This window comes from Roseivirga sp. AWQ4_251 (assembly GCF_056158225.1).
This window is the reverse complement of record NZ_JBSWSW010000002.1, coordinates 627,361-646,397: the sequence shown is the minus strand read 5'-3', so window position 1 is coordinate 646,397 and position 19,037 is coordinate 627,361. Positions and strand designations below refer to the sequence as shown.

Annotated in this window: 20 protein-coding genes; 7 read left to right on the top strand and 13 right to left on the bottom strand. The window is 40.2% G+C overall.

Annotated elements, in window-relative coordinates; genetic code table 11:
* Positions 1-231: 231 nt before the first annotated feature.
* Entirely contained in the window at positions 232-1,230 is a 999-nt protein-coding gene (locus tag ACXACJ_RS16990; RefSeq protein WP_475135608.1) for an ROK family protein, read from the top strand.
* Between the two features lie 117 nt (positions 1,231-1,347).
* Positions 1,348-1,995 (top strand): hypothetical protein, encoded by a 648-nt coding sequence (locus tag ACXACJ_RS16985; RefSeq protein WP_475135607.1) that lies wholly within the window; start codon positions 1,348-1,350, stop codon positions 1,993-1,995.
* A gap of 1 nt (position 1,996) precedes the next feature.
* Here the strand turns inward: ACXACJ_RS16985 and ACXACJ_RS16980 are convergent, their stop codons facing one another.
* Positions 1,997-3,118 (bottom strand): 6-bladed beta-propeller, encoded by a 1,122-nt coding sequence (locus tag ACXACJ_RS16980; RefSeq protein ID WP_475135606.1) that lies wholly within the window; start codon positions 3,116-3,118, stop codon positions 1,997-1,999.
* 206 nt (positions 3,119-3,324) lie between these two features.
* Here ACXACJ_RS16980 and ACXACJ_RS16975 point away from each other — a divergent pair, with 206 nt between their 5' ends.
* Positions 3,325-3,519 (top strand): hypothetical protein, encoded by a 195-nt coding sequence (locus ACXACJ_RS16975; RefSeq protein WP_475135605.1) that lies wholly within the window; start codon positions 3,325-3,327, stop codon positions 3,517-3,519.
* A gap of 162 nt (positions 3,520-3,681) precedes the next feature.
* On the opposite strand, the gene ACXACJ_RS16970 is transcribed toward ACXACJ_RS16975, so the two are convergent.
* The 5 genes from ACXACJ_RS16970 to prmC form a co-directional block, all read right to left on the bottom strand.
* Positions 3,682-5,484, bottom strand: a complete 1,803-nt coding sequence (locus ACXACJ_RS16970) for a M56 family metallopeptidase (RefSeq protein WP_475135604.1) — start codon at positions 5,482-5,484, stop codon at positions 3,682-3,684.
* The gene (locus ACXACJ_RS16965; protein ID WP_475135603.1) at positions 5,484-5,852 is read right to left on the bottom strand and encodes a BlaI/MecI/CopY family transcriptional regulator; all 369 of its coding nucleotides are present in this window, start codon (positions 5,850-5,852) and stop codon (positions 5,484-5,486) included. Before ACXACJ_RS16965 ends, ACXACJ_RS16970 begins: the two co-directional genes overlap by 1 nt.
* 104 nt (positions 5,853-5,956) lie before the next feature.
* A complete protein-coding gene (locus ACXACJ_RS16960; RefSeq protein ID WP_475135602.1) occupies positions 5,957-7,198 on the bottom strand; it encodes a 6-bladed beta-propeller in 1,242 nt (413 codons plus the stop codon).
* Positions 7,199-7,251: 53 nt separating this feature from the next.
* Positions 7,252-7,926: an alpha/beta fold hydrolase gene (locus ACXACJ_RS16955; RefSeq protein WP_475135601.1), complete on the bottom strand. Its 675-nt coding sequence runs from the start codon at positions 7,924-7,926 to the stop codon at positions 7,252-7,254.
* Positions 7,923-8,777 carry a peptide chain release factor N(5)-glutamine methyltransferase gene (gene prmC, locus ACXACJ_RS16950; protein WP_475135600.1) on the bottom strand — a complete coding sequence of 285 codons (855 nt, stop codon included), beginning with the start codon at positions 8,775-8,777 and terminating at the stop codon, positions 7,923-7,925. The genes ACXACJ_RS16955 and prmC overlap by 4 nt, the downstream gene beginning before the upstream one ends.
* 109 nt (positions 8,778-8,886) lie before the next feature.
* On the opposite strand from prmC, the gene ribD reads away from it, so the two are divergent.
* Entirely contained in the window at positions 8,887-9,909 is a 1,023-nt protein-coding gene (ribD, locus tag ACXACJ_RS16945; RefSeq protein WP_475135599.1) for a bifunctional diaminohydroxyphosphoribosylaminopyrimidine deaminase/5-amino-6-(5-phosphoribosylamino)uracil reductase RibD, read from the top strand.
* 48 nt (positions 9,910-9,957) lie between these two features.
* Complete coding sequence (locus ACXACJ_RS16940; RefSeq protein ID WP_475135598.1) at positions 9,958-10,440, top strand: GAF domain-containing protein; 483 nt, start codon at positions 9,958-9,960, stop codon at positions 10,438-10,440.
* On the opposite strand, the gene ACXACJ_RS16935 is transcribed toward ACXACJ_RS16940, so the two are convergent.
* The 5 genes from ACXACJ_RS16935 to ACXACJ_RS16915 form a co-directional block, all read right to left on the bottom strand.
* Positions 10,437-11,099: a phosphatidylserine decarboxylase family protein gene (locus ACXACJ_RS16935; RefSeq protein WP_475135597.1), complete on the bottom strand. Its 663-nt coding sequence runs from the start codon at positions 11,097-11,099 to the stop codon at positions 10,437-10,439. The genes ACXACJ_RS16940 and ACXACJ_RS16935 overlap by 4 nt on opposite strands.
* Positions 11,100-11,117: 18 nt before the next feature.
* Entirely contained in the window at positions 11,118-12,395 is a 1,278-nt protein-coding gene (locus tag ACXACJ_RS16930) for a Glu/Leu/Phe/Val family dehydrogenase (RefSeq protein ID WP_475135596.1), read from the bottom strand.
* 88 nt (positions 12,396-12,483) lie between these two features.
* The gene (locus ACXACJ_RS16925) at positions 12,484-13,296 is read right to left on the bottom strand and encodes a phosphatidate cytidylyltransferase (protein ID WP_475135595.1); all 813 of its coding nucleotides are present in this window, start codon (positions 13,294-13,296) and stop codon (positions 12,484-12,486) included.
* Between the two features lies 1 nt (position 13,297).
* The gene (locus ACXACJ_RS16920) at positions 13,298-13,501 is read right to left on the bottom strand and encodes a putative signal transducing protein (protein WP_475135594.1); all 204 of its coding nucleotides are present in this window, start codon (positions 13,499-13,501) and stop codon (positions 13,298-13,300) included.
* Entirely contained in the window at positions 13,498-14,511 is a 1,014-nt protein-coding gene (locus tag ACXACJ_RS16915; RefSeq protein ID WP_475135593.1) for a lysostaphin resistance A-like protein, read from the bottom strand. Before ACXACJ_RS16915 ends, ACXACJ_RS16920 begins: the two co-directional genes overlap by 4 nt.
* A 35-nt stretch (positions 14,512-14,546) precedes the next feature.
* On the opposite strand from ACXACJ_RS16915, the gene dusB reads away from it, so the two are divergent.
* The gene (dusB, locus tag ACXACJ_RS16910; RefSeq protein ID WP_475135592.1) at positions 14,547-15,542 is read left to right on the top strand and encodes a tRNA dihydrouridine synthase DusB; all 996 of its coding nucleotides are present in this window, start codon (positions 14,547-14,549) and stop codon (positions 15,540-15,542) included.
* Positions 15,542-16,438, top strand: coding sequence for a DMT family transporter (locus tag ACXACJ_RS16905; protein WP_475135591.1), 897 nt, complete (start codon positions 15,542-15,544; stop codon positions 16,436-16,438). The genes dusB and ACXACJ_RS16905 overlap by 1 nt, the downstream gene beginning before the upstream one ends.
* Here ACXACJ_RS16905 and ACXACJ_RS16900 read toward each other — a convergent pair.
* Both ACXACJ_RS16900 and pafA read right to left on the bottom strand, forming a co-directional pair.
* On the bottom strand, positions 16,419-17,261 hold the full coding sequence (locus ACXACJ_RS16900; RefSeq protein ID WP_475135590.1) for an endonuclease/exonuclease/phosphatase family protein: 843 nt from the start codon (positions 17,259-17,261) through the stop codon (positions 16,419-16,421). The genes ACXACJ_RS16905 and ACXACJ_RS16900 overlap by 20 nt on opposite strands.
* 138 nt (positions 17,262-17,399) lie before the next feature.
* Positions 17,400-19,028, bottom strand: a complete 1,629-nt coding sequence (gene pafA, locus ACXACJ_RS16895) for an alkaline phosphatase PafA (RefSeq protein WP_475135589.1) — start codon at positions 19,026-19,028, stop codon at positions 17,400-17,402.
* Positions 19,029-19,037: the final 9 nt, after the last annotated feature.

The window sequence follows — 19,037 nt, the reverse complement described above, 5'->3', positions numbered from 1 at the left end:
TCTGAAATAGGTTTTTTGGCGTAAAAAATACGGTTATTGTATTCGAGTTTTGCTGTGCAAACGGTTGCCGAATTATTTCCTTACTATTAAGTTTCTACTATTTAATATGTCCATATTATGTCCGCTTTTCTGGTTTTTTGCAATCAAGAAGCGGCAAAGGTGCAAGGAATAAAACCTTAAGTGCCTATCTTTGATTTACTTAAAAGAACAGCCACCATGGCTTAATATACTATGAAGGAAACTGCGCTTGGAATTGACATTGGAGGAACAAATACCAAATATGGTTTAACTGATGTTCAAGGCAATATTTTGATGGAGGGTACCATGCCCACATCAGGACATGACGAAATCAAATCCTTTATGGATGCGCTCAGCAAGGCTATTTACGCTAAGCTCGACACAGTTAAAGAGCCATTCGAAATTAAAGGAGTAGGAATTGGTGCGCCAAACGGTAACTACTATAAAGGTACTATTGAGCACGCTCCTAATTTAAGCTGGAAAGGCATCATCCCTTTTGTGGATATGTTTCAGGAATACTTCGATTTACCGATGGTACTTACCAACGATGCCAATGCCGCTGCAATTGGTGAAAAGGTTTTTGGAGGCGCTAAAGACTTGAACGATTTTATTGTAATCACTTTAGGTACAGGTTTAGGCAGCGGTTTTGTTACCAGAGGAAAATTGATTTACGGTCACGATGGTTTGGCGGGCGAATTAGGCCACGCCAACGTATATCCTGATGGTAGAGAATGTAACTGTGGTAAAAGAGGTTGTTTGGAAACTTACGCTTCTGCTTCAGGCATTGTAAGAACTGTATTTAAGTTGATGGCTACTAACAAAGTAGAAACACCTTTAAGAGACTTCGATTATCGTCATCTTACTTCAAAAACCATTACGCAAATGGCGCTTGAAGGCGATCCGATTGCATTAGAAGCTTACGATTATACTTCAGATATTTTAGGCTTGAAGTTGGCCGATGCTGCAGCTATTACCAGTCCTAAAGCAATCTTCTTATTCGGTGGATTGGCAAAAGCTGGCGATATTTTAATCGAAGCCACAAGAAAATATTTTAACGAATACTTATATCCAGGATTGAAAGGTAAAATCGATATCCGTTTATCTTCTTTAATGGATAAGAACGCTGCAATTTTAGGTTCAAGCGCTTTGGTTTGGAGCGAAATTGTGAAAGCCGAAGGCATTATGGTTCCTCAGCAAGCCAAAGTGGTATAAGTTTTTCGAAACAGAATTTTATGACCCTCCGAAGGAAATTCTTTTGGAGGGTTTTTTATTGCCGATGGAACCAGAAGGTTTATCAGTACATTTCTACTTCAAATCCAAACATTAACTATGTCTTCTCATCACATTGTTAGAGACGAACAAGAACCCGCTTTGCTGATTGATAATGCCAGCGCCCTTTCTTTAGATGAAGTTGATCAATTGCTGGAGTGGAGCCCAACGGTAATTATTACTGAAAATGCTTTGGATGAAGTACTAAAATGGGGGATAAAGATAGATGTAGTTGTTGCTCATTTGAGTTCTTTAAAAGAGCTAAAACCCAAATTGGTCGATCAATCTCCTGTTCAGCTTTTAGGCTTTGAAGAGAAGGATTTGTTGGCTTGCGCTTTTATTTATTTGCTCGATCATCACTATCCAGCGGTGAATCTTTTGGCCGATATCTATCAAACAGCTGCTTTGGATATTGTGCGTGATTTTTCGCGTGAGATTGATGGCGTTTTGTTCGCCAACCAGCAGAAATGGACTTATGTGACTTCTGGTAAATATGAAAAGTGGGTGAGTATTGGCCACCATTTTGGAATTCATCCTGTGGCCCCCAATACTTTTTTCAGGTCAGAGGGTTTTTTTGGAGATTGGGATAACGAAATGCTGTTGGAACCTATTGAGCTTACCGCAGAAGTCAATGGCAAAATCACCTTCAAAACAAATGACAAGCCGTTATGGCTGGTGGAGGGTGTTTCTACTGACGTTTATAAATAACTCACTTGAACTTGATTTTAAGCAATACCGGGTTTTCTGAGGCGAGAATATCATCTAGTTCATAACCTCCCTTAATCGTCCATTGGTTGGGTTTAATGTTCTGAACAAATTCTTCAAAGTCATAAGCAGCCATTGAGCTGATCAATCGATCGGCTTCCCATTGGATAAAGAATAGCTTATAATCTTCTTTATTTTTCTTTCGCAAATCAAGCCTTGCGAATTCACCTGTAGTTCTGTTGACGATGCCTTTTTGCTGACTTTTGATATTGATAAAGTAAGTAAGCGTTATGTACTTTTCACCAATGTCGGGGAGTATTTCAAAAACGCTATTACCCTCGCCAATTACTCGTGATGCATTTTGAATACTGGCTGAATTAATGGGTTCGATCCAAGCCCATTGTTTTCCGAAGTCGAACTTGAACCGTGGCAATGCTTGTTTGTTCACAATTTCGAATACAGTGTCATTTAAGATTTTCTTGTAGAAAAGATGATTTCGAGTTTTAGAAAATCGCTTTCCTAGGTTGATAGGCATGGGATGAGCTATGGCTACAGGAAGGGCTTCATCAACTTTCTTCAGCTTTTCATCCAAAAACAGGAGTGAGTAAGGGGCTTTCTCATTCATGGAAGGGTCTATCAGTTGAGAAAGGTAACCTTCTTGATAGGGAATCGTGCTGCCAAGCCTTAGCGTTTTGCTATATTCACCATGCACGGTTTCTAGGTAATTTCCTTTCAAATCATATTTCTGAAGAACTCGTGAGTTGCTACTTAGCAATTCAATATGATTGTTCTTCATCCAAATTGAAGTAATGTTTAAGTATTCTTCTGGCCCCGATCCGTACCGATTGATTACTCCCGTGTAATTCCCGTTATGATCGAAAAGTGCCACGGTATTTGTTTTAGGTTCGGGCAAGGCAAAACCCGTAGGGGTTTTTAAATACCACTCTACATTCGACATAAGCGAATTATCAGTTTCTTCTAACCTGATAATTTCCACATGTTCAATCAGATCAATAAGCTTTTTTTGAGGTGCATCCAGTTTTAGGTGATAATGATTGAATGCTGGGGTTTGCCCCAAAGAGTGGATTGAAAGAAGAAGAGAGAAAAGAAACAAGTAAGTCTTCATGCCTGAGATTGTAAGGCATAATAACAAAAATGGCGGCCAGAGTTAAATTAATAATTCTTAAGGTGTTGATCTTGAGTTGGTTTTGGGGTTCTAGGTAAAAAACCTAGCCTATTAAGTAAAAGTCCCAAATTTGCCCAACTGGTAATGTTCTGTGAAGATTGAGCTAGGGTAGTGGTAAAATTGTATACACAATAACACTAACAATCATGGAAAGGGCTATCAACACAATCTCACCGATTTTCGACTTCACCAAAGATGCATTTATTATGCTTTTCTTCTTTGCGGCTTTCATCGCCATAATCGTTGTGACTTTCGAGATCAAGATTTATTACAATTTCGATATCCCTAATATTGATTTACCATTTGACGAATGGTATCAAGCCTTGGTGGCAAAAATTTGATTAAAACTAAACTATTGGCGCAAGAGCCAAAATAAAATCAGTATCGCCCAATACCCTCAACCCATTGGAAGATTGATTTACAAACGCTGGTTACTAGTGGTTAAAACAGAAGGGCAGTTGAAAAACTGCCCTTCTTTAATTTTCGGTATTGCTGAAAATTTCTTAGAGCAGGGATTTTGGGATCTCCACGCTTATAAATGATGAAACTGGGTAACCTTGTATTTCAGCAGGTTGCCAACCGTATTTCAATGATACTTCCAAAATGCTTTTATTGAGTTGCCCCATCAATTCGTAGAGCATGTTCTGAACTTCATCATTTCCTTTAATCTTCGTTTTTAGATTGAGTTGATTAACCATGCTGTTGTGGTTAACCACAAATTCGAATTCTATTTTGTCAGGGATATCTTCTGTCTTTAGGTTGCTGTTCTTAGTGGTAGAAAGTGCTACGGTATTAATAAATGTGCTTAATCCACTCACTGGCTGGGCTTGGGTATCCACTTGTTTGGCTTTATAAATTTTTTTGAAAGAAGGTAAACCTTTGGTCTCTTCTTTATTTTCACCGGGTTTTGGGCGAATGTAGGACTTGATTGTCAGGAATTTTTGATCGCGAAACTCTTCGAAGGAAATTATCTTCTGATGAAAGTTATATTTGTCAAACATCTCTTTTACACTTTCCACGCATTTTTTGTAAACATCTTCGAGTTCCTCATCGCTCAGTTCTGTAATAAATTCCGTTTTTGATCCTTTACCTAGGTAATTCGCATTCAAAAGCTCTTTATAATAACTGCTCTTGTCGTTACTAAGCTCAATCGTAAAAGTGATTTCATCTTCTTTATAATCTTTATAGTAGGTGTCTTTTATTTTATCAACTACCTCTGAATATTTGAAAGGGAAGTTCAGTTTGAATACAAATCCCAAACGTTTGTTGATCATGGTTACATCGGGAGATTCTTTTGTGTACTTAATCAGTCCTAAGGATATGTAGACATTAGGGCCGTCATGAGCCAAGAATTGGTCATTGGCTAAAGATTGCTCATTGCCACCCGTTTGGGCGTAAGAAGCAGTTTGTATTAAAGCAATTGCTACTAATAAAGTAAAACAGCATATGGCCGCCCAGGTTGTCGATTTTTTAGTGGGTTTCATTTTCATGGCTTTGATTCGTTTAGAAAGTGAAGAAATAAGTGCGAAGGAATGGCTAAGCAAAAAGGTATTGGTGCGCATGCTCAACGCCAATAATGTTTGTGAATAGGCTGAAAAGTTGGTGTGTTGAAGAACTGCCTGATCTGCTTGCGTTTCATGATTGTGTTTTATGGAGCGTTGTATCAAGTAGATGGCGGGTTGATACCAGAGAAAACATTGGATCAGCGAGGTAAAGAGCAGATCTAATGTATGGCGTTTTTGTAAATGAGCGTTTTCATGGCTGAGAATGATTTGCCATTCGTGTGATTCAAATTCAGGGTTTTCAGGCACAAACACCCATTTCAAAAAAGAAAAGGGATATTTAATGTGTTTATGGGCAATTACATTTTTTCCATATGCCAAAAGCTTCTGCCCTTTGCGTACCCAAAGGCTAAGCCTGATAATCTCGATTAAAAATACCAGAAAACTGATGACTATTCCCGCCAAATAGATGCGCCATGCAATGTCTGATTCACTAAGGCTTTTTGAGCTTTTTACATCTTCATTGAATGTGAAATCTGTTATTTCGGATGGTTCTTCAATAGTGAGATTTGAAAATTCCTTTTGAAGGGATTGCGTTACTTCATTTAGAAGCGGTGATTGTATTGTTTCACCCTGAGTAAATTTCACCAAGGGCCAAAATGCGGCTATGCATAGCATGGTGATCAGCAGAACGCGCTTTAAGGCAAGTTGGCTGTTGTTCCGAAATAGGATATAGAAGCCTGCGTACAAAAAGGAGAGGATTAAGCCAGATTTAAGGCTCCAAAGCAAAAGAGGATGCCACATTATTTCTGCTCTTTTGATTTTTCAATTACCTCAATGATTTCGTCCAGTTCTTTCAGGTCTATGTTCTTTTTCTCTGTAAAGAATGAAACGAGCTTGCTTAATGAACCTTCGAAGTACTTACCCACTATTTTGGTTAAGGCAAATTCGCTGTAGGCTTCCTTACTTACCAACGGGTAGTATTGCTTGCTATTTCCCAGTTTTTCATGGGCTACAAAACCTTTCTGTTCGAGAACGGTGAGCACGGTAGCCACAGTTGTGTAGCTGGGTTTCTCACCTTTAAACTCCTCAAGAATTTCTTTAGTAAAAGCTTTTTCGAGCTGCCAAAGAAGCTGCATTATGCGTTCTTCAGCCTTTGTTAATTCCTTCATACTATAAATATAGAATTAAAACTAAATATATAGTAATAATTCTATAAAAATAGTAGAAATGGATTTGGGGCTTTTAGAATCTCTAAAACAAGGAATTGGATGGGTTATTTGGGTTTGGCAATCATCACAATGGGGTTCGCTTCAGGGTCTACATCTTTTAGCTTTTGTAAATGAGGCGGCAGTGAAGATATTTTGTCGGGGTTTTCCAGAAACCATTCAGCAACTTCTTCTGCTTTTATTAGCCCCACTAGTTCTCCTTTGTGGTTGATAAAAGTGGGATAGAACGGGACGAAATTGTCAATATCGTTAGTATAGCCAATTGTGGGATGGCTTGTGGAAGCTTTGGCCACAAAGGTTTCTCCTGTCTTTTTATTGAAAATCCCCCATTGTGTAAATTCATTATAACTCATGTTAAAGAACAAATGGTCTTTATTTTCAAAGGCATTGTTAATGAACATGTATTTTTTGTAGCCATCAGGCCCAAGGTTTTCCTGTTCTTCATAGGGAGGGCTATAGCTGCCTGATGAAAAGTAATAAGCAGCTTCTAGTGTGTCTAAACCCACATTATAAATGGTATCGTTAAATCGTTCCTTAAAAAACAGCTCATTGTTGAAGTGATGAAAAGAGGATTTGGTAATGAAGATTGAATTACTCTTTTTTTCAAACGACTGGCGGTTGGGATAGGTCTTGACCACGTTGCCATCAAAATCGTAGATCATCAGTTTTAGAGGTTCATTGCCTCTTAAGTTGAGAAAGGAACCCACAATGTACTCATCGTTTAGTGTGGCATAGTTACCTATAAGACTTATATCAAAAATGGACTCTGAATTGGGGTCTTTAGCCAAACTAGTGGGTTGCGGTATTTTGTTAGCCAGCTTTCCACTGTTCAGGTCATACTCGTAAATATCTTGTTGCTTGCCCCCTGCATAAATGGTATTGTGTTTTCGGTTAGTACGTAAATCTCGCATCGTTCTAGAAAAACCTTCCGGATCTTCTCCTTGATGAGCTATGTCTCGAATGTAACGGCCACTATTTTGATCAAACAGAGAAATTCTATCTGTAGACATTATAATTAGGGCAGAGTCACCTAAAAAATCAATCACATTGAGGGTCTTGTAAAAAGTCTCTTCGCTGGTTTCAAGAGGAATATATTCCACCGAAGAAGCAAAATCACTCATTTTTATTTCGCCTCTGTCATCATAGGCTTTCACTAAATCAATGGTGACAAGACCTTTTTCTTTGCTTGTCTCCGTTTCGCTTTTGGAGCATGAGTTTAGTAACAAGCATGTTATGAGTGAGGCAATCAAAAAAGTTTGAAAGGAAGAAGTTTTAAAAGTGGCTTTCATAAAAATGTGGTTTTGGTTTGCCAATGACGAGCAATTTTCTTGCCTTCAGTCTATTATTGAAGGTGTTTGGCTAATGTTTTAGGATTTACTTTTTCAAGTGGATGAGGGCTGTTTTCAATGGTAATGAATTTTCCATGAGGAAGGGCATTCGCTGTTTTTTCGGATTCTTCTTTAGAAACCATTTCATCCTCATCACCTAAAAGAAGCACAGTTGGATTTTGGATTGAAGCAAGTGTTTCCTGTGTAAGCAACGGTTCATCACCCAGCTCCAGCATCATTCCGGCCGTTTGCCAAACCAGCTTTTTCCATTCCTTTTTTCCATGTCTTTCTGCTAGAACTTTAGCAAAAGCAGGGACTTTTTCTTCGATCAATTCAGGATTTAATCGACTTACTTCATGCTCAGCACTTTCGCTGTTCCAGCCGAATTTTGTGCCTAAAGTGAAAATTTTGCCGATTAGTTCGGGTTCTTGGCTTGCCAAGTAAAGAGCCACATAGCCGCCCATGCTATAACCGAAAATGTCGGCTCCTTTTAATTTGTTCGATTTGATAAAGGATTTTAATTCTTCAGCAAAAAACTCAATACCAAAGCCCTCAGCGTTGAACGGGCGCTTGCCATGACCGGAGAAATTGAAAGTATGGGTATTATATTGACCTTTTAATACCTCTTCCAAAGGTTCAAATAAGCTGGCGCAGCCTAGCGCACCATGAAGTAAAATCATTTTTCTCATCTGTAATATTTTTGCGCTTGAATCATGCGGTCTTTTCCTTGCAAATCTTGTTTCAGTAGAACGTTGGTAAAGCCAATGTCCTCGATTAAAGTAACCAGTTCTTGACCGAAGTTCTCATGAATTTCGAAATAGAGAATTCCTCCAATCTTTAAATGCTGAATGGCCAACTCGCTAATTTTTCGGTAGAAAATCAAAGGGTCGTTATCGGGTACAAAAAGGGCCATTCCAGGCTCGAAATCAACCACGTTTTTTCCCATTTCTTCTTTTTCCCTTTCGGGAATATAAGGGGGGTTACTGACAATAATGTCCAATTCCGAGAAAGGGAAATGGTTATTGAGAATATCAATTTTGTGAAATGCTACCTCTGTGTGATTTAGGGAGGCATTCGCTTTGGCAAGGGCAAGAGCTTCATCCGAAATGTCAATTGCTTTGACATCCGCTTTCAGAAGATTTTTCTTCAAAGCAATTGGAATGCAGCCTGTGCCTGTTCCTATGTCTAAGATTTGAGGTGTGTCGACAATATTTTCCTTTAAAATCCAGTCGACTAGTTCTTCTGTTTCTGGTCGTGGAATCAGCGCTCTTTTATCAGTTTTAATTTCGCAACCGTAAAACTCTACTTTGCCCAGAATATGCTGAAGCGGTCTGTCTGCTTTCAATTCCCAAATTGCGTTTTCAAGAAAGTTATTTTGCTCAGCAGATATGGCCACATGCTTATTCAAACTGATGTCCATGCGGTTGATGCCTAAACTAGCATGTAATAACTCGTTGCTCACGGCCATGGCTTCTCGCTCGCCAAGCAAGGGTTCTAATTGCTGAAAAATAGATTGATATAATGCTTTTGCGCTCGCCATTGTGCAAAAGTAATTAGAAAATCTTCCATTCCGCATTCACAAAAATGCACTTGTGTTTTGCACATCAGAAATTACGTTTGCCCCAATAAGTGCTTAAATTGCGATGGATATGACAGAAGACATTTGCTACATGCAGCGGGCCTTGGAATTGGCCGAATTAGGAAGGGGAAATGTTAGCCCAAATCCTATGGTGGGCTGCGTGATAGTTTATGACGGAAAAATCATTGGCGAGGGTTTTCATAGAAAATATGGCGGGCCTCATGCTGAAGTGAATGCCGTGAATTCGGTGCAAAATCCAGCTTTACTAAGGGAAAGCACTTGCTATGTTACTTTGGAGCCTTGTTCGCATTATGGAAAAACGCCTCCATGTGCGGATTTGCTAGTAGAAAAGCAGGTGAAAAAAGTAGTGATCGCTTCCATGGATTCTAATCCATTGGTTGGGGGCAAGGGAATTCAGAAGTTGAAGGATGCTGGAATCGAAGTTGTGACAGGCGTTTTGGAACAGGAAGCTCGTTTCCTGAATCGCAGATTTTTCACCATGATTGAACAGAAGCGTCCTTATGTTCTTCTGAAATGGGCGCAAACTGCTGATGGCTTTGTAGCTAGAACCAATTTCGATAGTAAGTGGATCAGCTCTGAGCAATCTAGAATGCTGGTGCATAAATGGAGAGCTGAGGAAGATGCGATTATGGTTGGTGCTAATACCGCTCATTATGACAATCCAAAGTTGAATGTTCGCGATTGGGTTGGTAATTCTCCGCTCCGAATTGTGGTGGACAAATCCTTAAGGTTGAACCCTGACCTAAATCTCTTCGATGGGTCAATCCCAACCTTGGTGTACAACCTAAAAAAGGACGAAGAAAAAGGAAGTACGACTTGGGTTAAACTTGTGGAAGAGAATTTTCTAGAGGCTCTATTGAGTGATTTATATCAACGTAAAGTTCAATCTGTATTTGTTGAAGGCGGTAGCTTTTTGTTGAATTCGATCATTGAAAAGCAGCTTTGGGACGAAGCTCGTGTGTTTGAAAGTAATGCTTCTTTTGGCGAAGGCATTGCAGCTCCTAAGCTTCCCAATTCTCATACTGAAGTCATCAACCTAAAACCTGATACGCTCAAAATATTTTATAAATAAGGAACCTAATACGGTTTTTCTTGAGTTTACCCCACAATTAAGCATAACATGGCAGAAGAATTAATCATTTCGAAAGACTTAACTAAAAAAGAAAAGTATCAGTCGCTTATTCCTCAAATAGAGGCTTTGGTTACAGGTGAACCTGATTTGACGGCAAACCTGGCCAATATTGCAGCGGCTTTAAAGTTCGGGATGGACTTTTTCTGGGTAGGCTTTTATTTGGTGAAAGAAGATCAACTGGTTTTAGGTCCGTTTCAAGGGCCAATTGCCTGCACCAGAATTAGAAAAGGAAAAGGCGTTTGTGGAACAGCTTGGGAAAAGGCCGAAACCATACTTGTGCATAATGTAGATGAATTCCCCGGCCATATTGCGTGCAGCTCTGATTCAAAATCAGAGATTGTTTTGCCAGCAATCAAAAACGGAGAAGTAGTCTTAATCCTCGATGTGGATTCAGATCAGCTCAATGATTTTGACGAAGTGGATGCCGAGGAACTTGGCAAGCTTATGAAAATTATAGAGGAGTTGGTTTAAGCCAACTCCGCAATTACTGTGTGACCGCCTTTGGTTTTTTCTCCAATATTCACTTTGATGTTGGCATCAAGAGGAAGGAAAAGATCAACACGAGAGCCGAATTTGATAAAACCGAATTCTTTACCCTGAATTACTGATTGGTTCTCGCCAATATAGCATTTGATTCTTCGGGCAGCAGCTCCGGCAATCTGACGAATTAGGATTTCAGTGCCTTTGTGAACTTCGTATACCAAGGTTGTTCTTTCGTTTTCAGTGCTCGACTTAGGGTGCCAAGCCACCAAATATTTTCCTTCATGGTAACGGAAATACTTGATTAAACCCGTAACTGGGTTTCTGTTTACGTGAACATTTACAGGCGACATGAAGATTGATACTTGGATTTTCTCTTTCCCTTTAAAGTATTCGTCTTCGGTAGTTTTTTCGATTACCACCACTTTGCCATCAGCAGGAGCAAGAATTTGCTTGTCGCTTATTTCAATTTTTCTTTCAGGATTTCGGAAAAATTGTAGGAAGAAAAGGAATAAGAAAAGGCTGACAATGCCAACAATCATATTCCATGGAAACGCAAGATGGACAACAAAAATCAATAATGCGTTAATAGCGAGCAGTATGGAAAAGAGCACTGTTAACAGTGCTCTTCCTTCTTTATGAATATTCATTAAAAACTTTTTCTTCTTCTAAAAGCCTCCCCTGTATTGGTAGGTAGAAGCTACTTTTTCGATGGCCACAATATAAGCGGCAATTCGCATAGGAACATTATACTTTTGAGAAGTTTCGTAAACCTTTTCGAAAGCATCTTTCATGATCCTGTCCGATCTACGGTTTACTCTCTCTCTGGTCCACTTATAACCGAGACGGTTCTGAACCCACTCAAAGTATGAAACGGTTACCCCACCGGCATTCGCCAAAATATCTGGAGCTACCATAATTCCTTTGTCATTAATCACTTTATCAGCTTCGGCCGATGTTGGTCCGTTTGCACCTTCCACAATCAGCTTTGCCTTAATTTGGTCTACGTTGCCAAGGTGAATCACATCTTCTACCGCAGCAGGAACTAATACATCAACTGGCAATAGAAGCAATTCAGCCGCATCTTCCATAAGGTCTGCGCCTAAGAAACCTTCCAATGTACCATTGTTATTGTTTCTGTATTCTATGGCCTCCTTAATGTTGATGCCCTTCTCGTTGTAATAAGCACCAGAAATATCACTGATCGCCACAATGGTAGCACCTCTTTCTTCCAAAAGAAGAGCAGCGAAAGAACCTACATTACCAAAACCTTGAACTGCTACAGTTGCGTGGTAAGGGTTAATGTTCAGTTTTTCCATAGCTGCAAGGGCAGAAACCATTACACCACGTCCGGTTGCTTCTTGTCTTCCCAAGGAACCACCCAAAACCAATGGTTTTCCGGTTACAACGGCATTTACCGTCATACCATGAGCGCGTGAATATTCATCCATTAACCAAGCCATTTCTCTTGGTCCTGTACCCATGTCAGGTGCTGGAATGTCGCGGTCGGGACCGAAAACATCTAGCATTGCATTGGTATATGCTCTGGTCAATCTTTCGATTTCTCCAGCTGACATTTCTCTGGGGTTACACTTAATGCCCCCTTTGGCACCTCCGTAGGGAATATCCACCACCGCACATTTCCATGTCATCCAAGCAGCAAGGGCTTTAACCTCATCTAAGTGAACGTCCATAGCATATCTCACACCTCCTTTAGAAGGCCCAAGAATGTTGGAGTGAACTACCCTGTGCCCCTCGAAAACTCTAATCGATCCATCATCCATGGTTATGGGCAGTGAAACAGAAACTTGTTTTGAAGGGGATTTGAGCACGTTATAAACTTGCTCGTCTAGACCCAATGCTTCAGCAGCAATGTTGAACCTAGACATCATTGACTCGAAAGGATTAGCCTTGTCCTTAATCGGAGCCGGTTCAATGTAACCCATAGAGAGAATTATGTTGTTTTAGAAACTCGCGCAAAATTAAAGAAATTTTAAGGGAATATGTCCTACGCTCTTGATGTTATTTGCCTGATTAAATGATAACTATAAGGTATAATGTCACGAACGGAAGAGCAAATAAAAGGCCATCAAATCTGTCAAGAAATCCTCCATGGCCTGGAATTGAACTCCCTGAATCCTTGATTGCCAGCTTTCTTTTGAAAAGTGATTCAATTAAATCCCCATAACTACCAAAAATACTGATAATCACTGCTAGGCCGATCCATTCTAAACCCGACAGCTCAGTAAAATATAAGCTCCAAATGTAAATTACACCTATCGCCAAAAGGCCACCACCAATGGCGCCTTCCCAAGTTTTATTTGGTGAAACACTTTCGAAAAGCTTGGTTCGTCCCAACATTCTCCCAAATATGTAAGCGCCCGTATCGCTTGCCCATTGGCAAAGTAGTACGCCTATAATTAGAGAGAATTGATAAGTACCATCCTTAAAGGCGATCACATTTGCTAAACTCAATGGAAAAGCGATGTATACAACACCCAGTAAAGTAAGGCCTAAAGAAATAATGGGGTGGTAGGTTTGTTGCCTGAAAAGGCTGAAGAAAAAGCACATGATTAATAGTGGGGGTAAAACCCACAGATACTTTAACTCAAGCCAGCCAGAAATGGCTAAATGCACTGCAATAAATAAGCAGAAACTAAAGAACGACCCCCAAATTTTAAATGGCGTATTGCCTGAAGCACTGATAAGCCCGTAGAATTCGCGGAGCGTAAGTACCATGATAATTAAAAATACTAAGGCGAAGGTCCATGAACTATAAACGATGCCTGTTAATACTAGGGCCACACCTATAAGTGCGGTAATAATTCTTTGAAGCAGGTTGCTCATGTTAGGCAAAGTTGATGTCTCCTATAATTTTCAATGCTCTTATTACATTGTCCTTTTCTACTGTGATTTCGATATCGCCAAAGTGATATGACGAATCTTTCTTATTGATTACCACAGCTTCAATTTCAGAGTTTAGCAGTACGGCTTTTATAATTTCTGCTTTGTGCAGCGATTCCGTTTTAAAAATAGGTTGCCAGTTGCTCACAGTGTAGATTTTCGCTTAAGATAGTAATTTCTGAACACGAATAGCAGAATACCACAAATGGCAAAAGCTCCAATGGTTTCAAAAGGATTGAGCGCTTCAGCTTCATCAGGGTTTATATCTGTAGCTTCTAGCTGATAGGCATAAGCCATAATTAATGACAGGCCATTGTTGGTCATGTGAGCGATAATTGGGTACCAAAGATTTCCGGACCAAACGTATAAATAGCCGAATAATGCACCTAAGGCCATTCTTGGGAATAATCCATAAAATTGAAGGTGAATGGCAGAGAAAAGAAAAGCAGAAACCCATATGGCGACATGGGCATTTTTAGACCAGTCATGAACTGCGTTTTGCAAAACACCACGGAACATAAGTTCTTCCCCAATGCCAGGCAAAACAGCCACTACGATAAAGGCTAAAATAAATGAACCAAAATTGTCGAAAGTGGTAAAGTACTTGGTGGTTTCGGCCATGGAATCTTCGAGTTCTCTCGCCCAGTTTTCAAAGCCCGACATAAATTCTGGCAAATGGATGTTCATGTTCCATTCAACCAAAAAACTATTCACAAACATAAAAGCTATGGTAGCCGCTATGGTAAGGAAAAGTACAAGTGGGTTGATTTTGACTTCGTCAAAAAGTTCTCTTAAAGAACGTTTGGCAATTACCTTCATGTAAAACCATGGCACCAGAAAAGTAAATACCAAGGTATAAGTAGACTGCGCCACCAAAAGCTGCCATTGGTCTATTAAACCATAAAGTGAATTCGGGTCTGTAAGAACTTCCGCGCCAGCGCCTTTCGCAAAGACGAAAATGATCATGAAGATAGAAGCGACAAATTGGCCAATGAAAAATCCCGCTAGTAAAAGCCCTAGAACAATAAAAAATGTTTTGGAAGGCGCCATGGTTTTGGTTACCACAGTGCTTTCTTCTGTTCCTAGTTCGTCATCTTTAAGGATAACACGCTCTTTTTCAAGAGGAGCTACGCAAATGCCATTATCAATTCTCGCCATAATGGCGTAAATTTACGCGATTTTTCCAAACAGGCATGGTGAAAATAGGGAACATAGAGATAGGGGAATTTCCATTGCTTTTAGCGCCAATGGAGGATGTTAGCGATCCGCCATTCAGGGCCGTATGCAAAGAAAATGGAGCTGATTTGATGTATACAGAGTTCATTTCTTCTGAAGGCTTAATCCGTAATGCGGAAAAAAGTGTTCAGAAATTGGATATCTATGACTACGAACGTCCGATTGGCATTCAGATTTTCGGAGATAAAATAGAATCGATGCGCGAAGCCGCGACCATTGCGGAGGGTGCACAACCCGAGATCATCGATATTAATTATGGATGTCCGGTAAAAAAGGTGGCTTGTAAAGGAGCTGGCGCTGGTATTTTGCTTGATATTCCCAAAATGCAGGAAATGACTGCGGAAATTGTGAAGCAAGTAAAGTTGCCCGTGACCGTTAAAACACGCTTAGGATGGGATGATTCTACCATAAAAATTGTAGAAGTAGCCAAAAGATTACAAGATGTAGGAATTCAGGCGCTTACGATTCACGGACGAACCCGACAGCAGATGTATAAAGGCGTGGCAGACTGGACCAAAATTGCTGAAGTGAAAAACCACCCTGACATTCACATTCCGATTTTTGGCAATGGCGATATTGATTCTCCTGAAAAGGCCTTAGAATATAAAAACCGATACGGGGTCGATGGAATTATGATTGGGCGCGCGAGCATTGGCTACCCATGGATTTTTAATGAAATCAAACATTTTATGGAAACAGGAGAGCATTTGGCACCTCCAACCATGAAAGAAAGAGTTGCTACCGCGAAAAAGCACCTGGAGTTTTCACTAGAATGGAAAAACGAATTGCAGGGCATTTTTGAAATGAGAAGGCATTACACAAATTATTTCAGGGGAATACCTAACTTCAAGCCCTATAGAGCTCAGTTGGTTGAATCGCAAGATCCTAAAGAATTATTCGATCTTTTAGATGAAATCGCCCACGAGTTTGAAGATGCATACGCACTGACTTAATGAAAAACACGAATGTTTTAGCGTTAACGCTAATGGTGGTACTCTCCTTGATTTGGGGGAGTTCTTTTATTTTAATCAAGAAAGGTTTGGCTGTTTTCTCAGCCGGAGAAGTTGGCGCCATACGTATTTTGGCCGCCTGTATGTTCTTGGTACCTTTTTCTATTACCAAAGTTTCTAAGCTAAGTTTTAGGCATTTGAAGCTGCTTTTTATCATTGGCTTGGTAGGTAGTTTTATTCCGGCATTTTTGTTCGCTTTGGGTCAAACTCAACTTCCGAGTGGGGTAACAGGAGTGCTTAATGCCTTGACCCCAATTTTCGTTCTGATTATGGGGGTGATCTTCTTCAAGCAACAAATTACCCGTCAGAAAACCATTGGTTTGATTATGGCCTTTTTGGGAACCATCATTCTATTGACGGCTGGTAGCGAAGGAGGTCTGAGAGGAATTAATTTCTATGCTTCTTTTATTGTGTTAGCCACAATTTGCTATGGCATTAATCTGAATGTTATTAAGTTCTATCTGGCAGACTTGAAACCGCTAATCATTACGGCTGTGAGCCTTTTGTTTATGGGGCCTTTAGCAGGCCTATACCTTCTTTATTTTACAGATTTTACGGTTACTCTTGCTAACGAACCTGGCGCAATAAAAGCTTTTGGTTTTGTGGCTTTGTTGGGGGTAATGGGAACGGCAATAGCGCTTATTCTTTTCAATAAGCTAGTTCAAATTACAAATCCACTTTTCACCAGTACGGTAACTTATTTTATTCCAATTGTAGCTTTAATATGGGGCTTTCTGGATGATGAAACCATCGTTTTAGGCCAAGTGCTTGGTATGGTTGCCATTTTTGCCGGAGTGTATGTAACCAATCGAAAGAAGGCTATTGCCAAGAAAATTTAGCGTAAACCAAATAGTGGTCTGAAGAGAACATTTTGTTGCGCTCAAATCTATCGATGCCTGAATTGTTGAGTTTCAGGCCATCTTTTGTTCTGGAAAACACATAATCAATTCGGGGGCAGTTTTTTCCGCCATGGAAGTCGTGGTAAGTACAGCCTTCCAGCTTAGGTCCAGAATAAGTATCGGTGTAGTCGTTCAGCACTTTTGCGATTACGGGATCTTGCGGAATAGCATTGAAATCCCCCACAAGCACGGTTGAATATTGATCAGGATAAGAGTTGACCTTTTCAAGAATAAGCGATACGCTCTTCATACGCGATTCTTCAGATCGATGATCTAATAGCGCATTCATGATCCGAATACGCTCGCCATTGCCTTTGCTTTCCAATACAGCCATGGTTGCTATTCTTGGTAAAGTGTTACCCCAGCCTTTAGAAGCAGGAACATCTGGCGTGTCAGAAAGCCAAAAGGTTTCTTCTTCTATCAGTTTCCATTGCCTTTTGTTGTAAAAAATGGCGTTGGCTTTGCCGTTGTCGTTGGTTTTTCCATTGGTTCTGTAAACCACGTCCAAACCTGAAACGCCTTTGGTTACATCCTTAATCTGGGTTTCGTTTACTTCCTGAAGGCAGATGATTCCATTTTTATATTCCTGAAGATTAGCGATGGCTCTGTTCTTTCTTTCCTTCCAAGTGTTCTCTAAATCGGCAGGAGTTCCGTAAAGCAGGTTTAAGGATGCGATAACAAATTCGTTGTCCGAATCTTTCTGAAAGGCGTTTGCATTCAAAAATAAGCTGAATAAAAGCAAAAAAGTGATGATGGCTTTCATTCTGTAAAAATGAAAGAATCAAATGAATTCTAAAAGAGATCGCTTAAAAGAATATGCAATGGATTCCTTTTTATAAAAAAATGCCTTAAAGAACAGGCTTGTTCCTTAAGGCATTCTGAAATATTGCTAAGCTAGAGTTTATTTAAAGATCGCCTTGATAGGTTCTCCTGTGGCTCCGCTCGGAATTCTCATGTTTAAAAGCATGCTGATGGTTGGAGCAATATCAGTGATGTGAATTTCTTCAACCGTGTTGGTGTGAGGAATATTCCAGCCATAGAATAAAATAGGCACATGGGTGTCGGTATTCCAAGGGTTGCCATGGCCCGTTCCTTTGCTACTGCCTGCTTGCCAAGCCGGATCCATAATCCACTCAACATCTCCAGATTCTTTGGTATGAAACGCGTTTTGCATCAAATGCTTTGCGCCAGTTTCAAAGTTGTTTCTTACCAAGTCGCGGGCAGTTAATGCCATATAAACACCTTCTTGCTCCATCAATTTTTCAGCAATGAAAATTTGCATTTCGTATAAATCAACGCCTTCAGCATTAATCAATTCATGGTTTAAATGCACGCTAGTCGAAAAGTTTTCGAACCATTCTTTATCGCCAAACTTAGCTTTTACTGCATTTATAACATTCTCGCCAATCATTCTGCGATTAATGTTGTCGGCTCTAAAGCCCAAGTCTTTCATGCGAATTGAGTTTTCTGAAACCGCATGATCTGCTGAAAGGAAAACTACATATTGGCCTTTACCTACTTTTTGGTCTAAAACCGAGAAAAGGCGAGCTAGCTCTTTGTCTAATCTCAAGTAAATGTCTTGAACTTCTTTAGATTGAGGGCCGAAATTGTGGCCTACATAATCAGTGCTTGAAAAACTTACTGCCAAGAAATCAGGAGTTGCATCTTTTCCTAGGCCTTCAGCATCGATAGAAGCAATGGCAAGATCGGCTAGGATAGAATTTCCGTAAGGTGTGCTTGGAAGCATTGAGAAGTTGCCATTCGACTTTCTCAATTCTTTAAGGTTATATGGAAAAGTAGGAGTGTCTTTACCTGTGAAACCACCTTCGTATGGTGAGTTATCTTCTCCGCTGGCTGTGTATTTTTCAATCGGCAATAAAGTGTTCCAAGTCATGTCTAAGTACTTGTCGGCATTTTTTTGCTCGTTGAAGGTTTTCACCCAGTTTGGCAGTTCCTTCATGTAATAAGTTGAAGTCATGAAGTTTCCAGTGCGTGTATCGAACCAGAAAGAACCATCAGAAAGGTGACCACCAGGAAGGGCAGAGCCTCTGTCTTTAATTGACATGGCAATCACTTTTCCCTGACCTTGGGTATATAGTTTAAGCTCGTCTGTAATGGTAGAAGAGTAAAGGTTTTTTGGAGAAATAAGTCCGTTTCTGGCTGCTCCGCCTACTGCCTGAACAGTAGTGTCTTCTGCACAATAAACACTTCTTTTAAGGGCTCTGCTATACCAATTGTTTTCTACAATACCGTGAACAGAAGGTGTGGTGCCTGTATAAACCGAAGCGTGACCTGGGCCTGTGCTGGTGTGGGCGTAATTGTAATGTCCGTTGCGCGCCATAAAGCCTTCTTCAACAAATCTTTTAAAACCGCCTTCTCCAAAGTTGTCATAAAAGCGAGTTAGGTACTCGTGTTTCATTTGGTCAACCACAATGCCGACAACCAACTTGGGTTTTTCGGTCACTTGTTGGGCGTTTACCACGGGAACGGCTCCCAAGGCCATTACTAGTAGTGCGAAAAGCTTCTTCATTTTGTGAGG

What these genes read in the sequence shown, in the direction of transcription:
- ACXACJ_RS16990 (WP_475135608.1), top strand. Translation starts at nt 232, where the DNA reads ATGAAGGAAACTGCGCTTGGAATTGACATTGGAGGAACAAATACCAAA.
- ACXACJ_RS16985 (WP_475135607.1), top strand. Translation starts at nt 1,348, where the DNA reads ATGTCTTCTCATCACATTGTTAGAGACGAACAAGAACCCGCTTTGCTG.
- ACXACJ_RS16980 (WP_475135606.1), bottom strand. Translation starts at nt 3,118, where the DNA reads ATGAAGACTTACTTGTTTCTTTTCTCTCTTCTTCTTTCAATCCACTCT.
- ACXACJ_RS16975 (WP_475135605.1), top strand. Translation starts at nt 3,325, where the DNA reads ATGGAAAGGGCTATCAACACAATCTCACCGATTTTCGACTTCACCAAA.
- ACXACJ_RS16970 (WP_475135604.1), bottom strand. Translation starts at nt 5,484, where the DNA reads ATGTGGCATCCTCTTTTGCTTTGGAGCCTTAAATCTGGCTTAATCCTC.
- ACXACJ_RS16965 (WP_475135603.1), bottom strand. Translation starts at nt 5,852, where the DNA reads ATGAAGGAATTAACAAAGGCTGAAGAACGCATAATGCAGCTTCTTTGG.
- ACXACJ_RS16960 (WP_475135602.1), bottom strand. Translation starts at nt 7,198, where the DNA reads ATGAAAGCCACTTTTAAAACTTCTTCCTTTCAAACTTTTTTGATTGCC.
- ACXACJ_RS16955 (WP_475135601.1), bottom strand. Translation starts at nt 7,926, where the DNA reads ATGAGAAAAATGATTTTACTTCATGGTGCGCTAGGCTGCGCCAGCTTA.
- prmC (WP_475135600.1), bottom strand. Translation starts at nt 8,777, where the DNA reads ATGGCGAGCGCAAAAGCATTATATCAATCTATTTTTCAGCAATTAGAA.
- ribD (WP_475135599.1), top strand. Translation starts at nt 8,887, where the DNA reads ATGACAGAAGACATTTGCTACATGCAGCGGGCCTTGGAATTGGCCGAA.
- ACXACJ_RS16940 (WP_475135598.1), top strand. Translation starts at nt 9,958, where the DNA reads ATGGCAGAAGAATTAATCATTTCGAAAGACTTAACTAAAAAAGAAAAG.
- ACXACJ_RS16935 (WP_475135597.1), bottom strand. Translation starts at nt 11,099, where the DNA reads ATGAATATTCATAAAGAAGGAAGAGCACTGTTAACAGTGCTCTTTTCC.
- ACXACJ_RS16930 (WP_475135596.1), bottom strand. Translation starts at nt 12,395, where the DNA reads ATGGGTTACATTGAACCGGCTCCGATTAAGGACAAGGCTAATCCTTTC.
- ACXACJ_RS16925 (WP_475135595.1), bottom strand. Translation starts at nt 13,296, where the DNA reads ATGAGCAACCTGCTTCAAAGAATTATTACCGCACTTATAGGTGTGGCC.
- ACXACJ_RS16915 (WP_475135593.1), bottom strand. Translation starts at nt 14,511, where the DNA reads ATGGCGAGAATTGATAATGGCATTTGCGTAGCTCCTCTTGAAAAAGAG.
- dusB (WP_475135592.1), top strand. Translation starts at nt 14,547, where the DNA reads ATGGTGAAAATAGGGAACATAGAGATAGGGGAATTTCCATTGCTTTTA.
- ACXACJ_RS16905 (WP_475135591.1), top strand. Translation starts at nt 15,542, where the DNA reads ATGAAAAACACGAATGTTTTAGCGTTAACGCTAATGGTGGTACTCTCC.
- ACXACJ_RS16900 (WP_475135590.1), bottom strand. Translation starts at nt 17,261, where the DNA reads ATGAAAGCCATCATCACTTTTTTGCTTTTATTCAGCTTATTTTTGAAT.
- pafA (WP_475135589.1), bottom strand. Translation starts at nt 19,028, where the DNA reads ATGAAGAAGCTTTTCGCACTACTAGTAATGGCCTTGGGAGCCGTTCCC.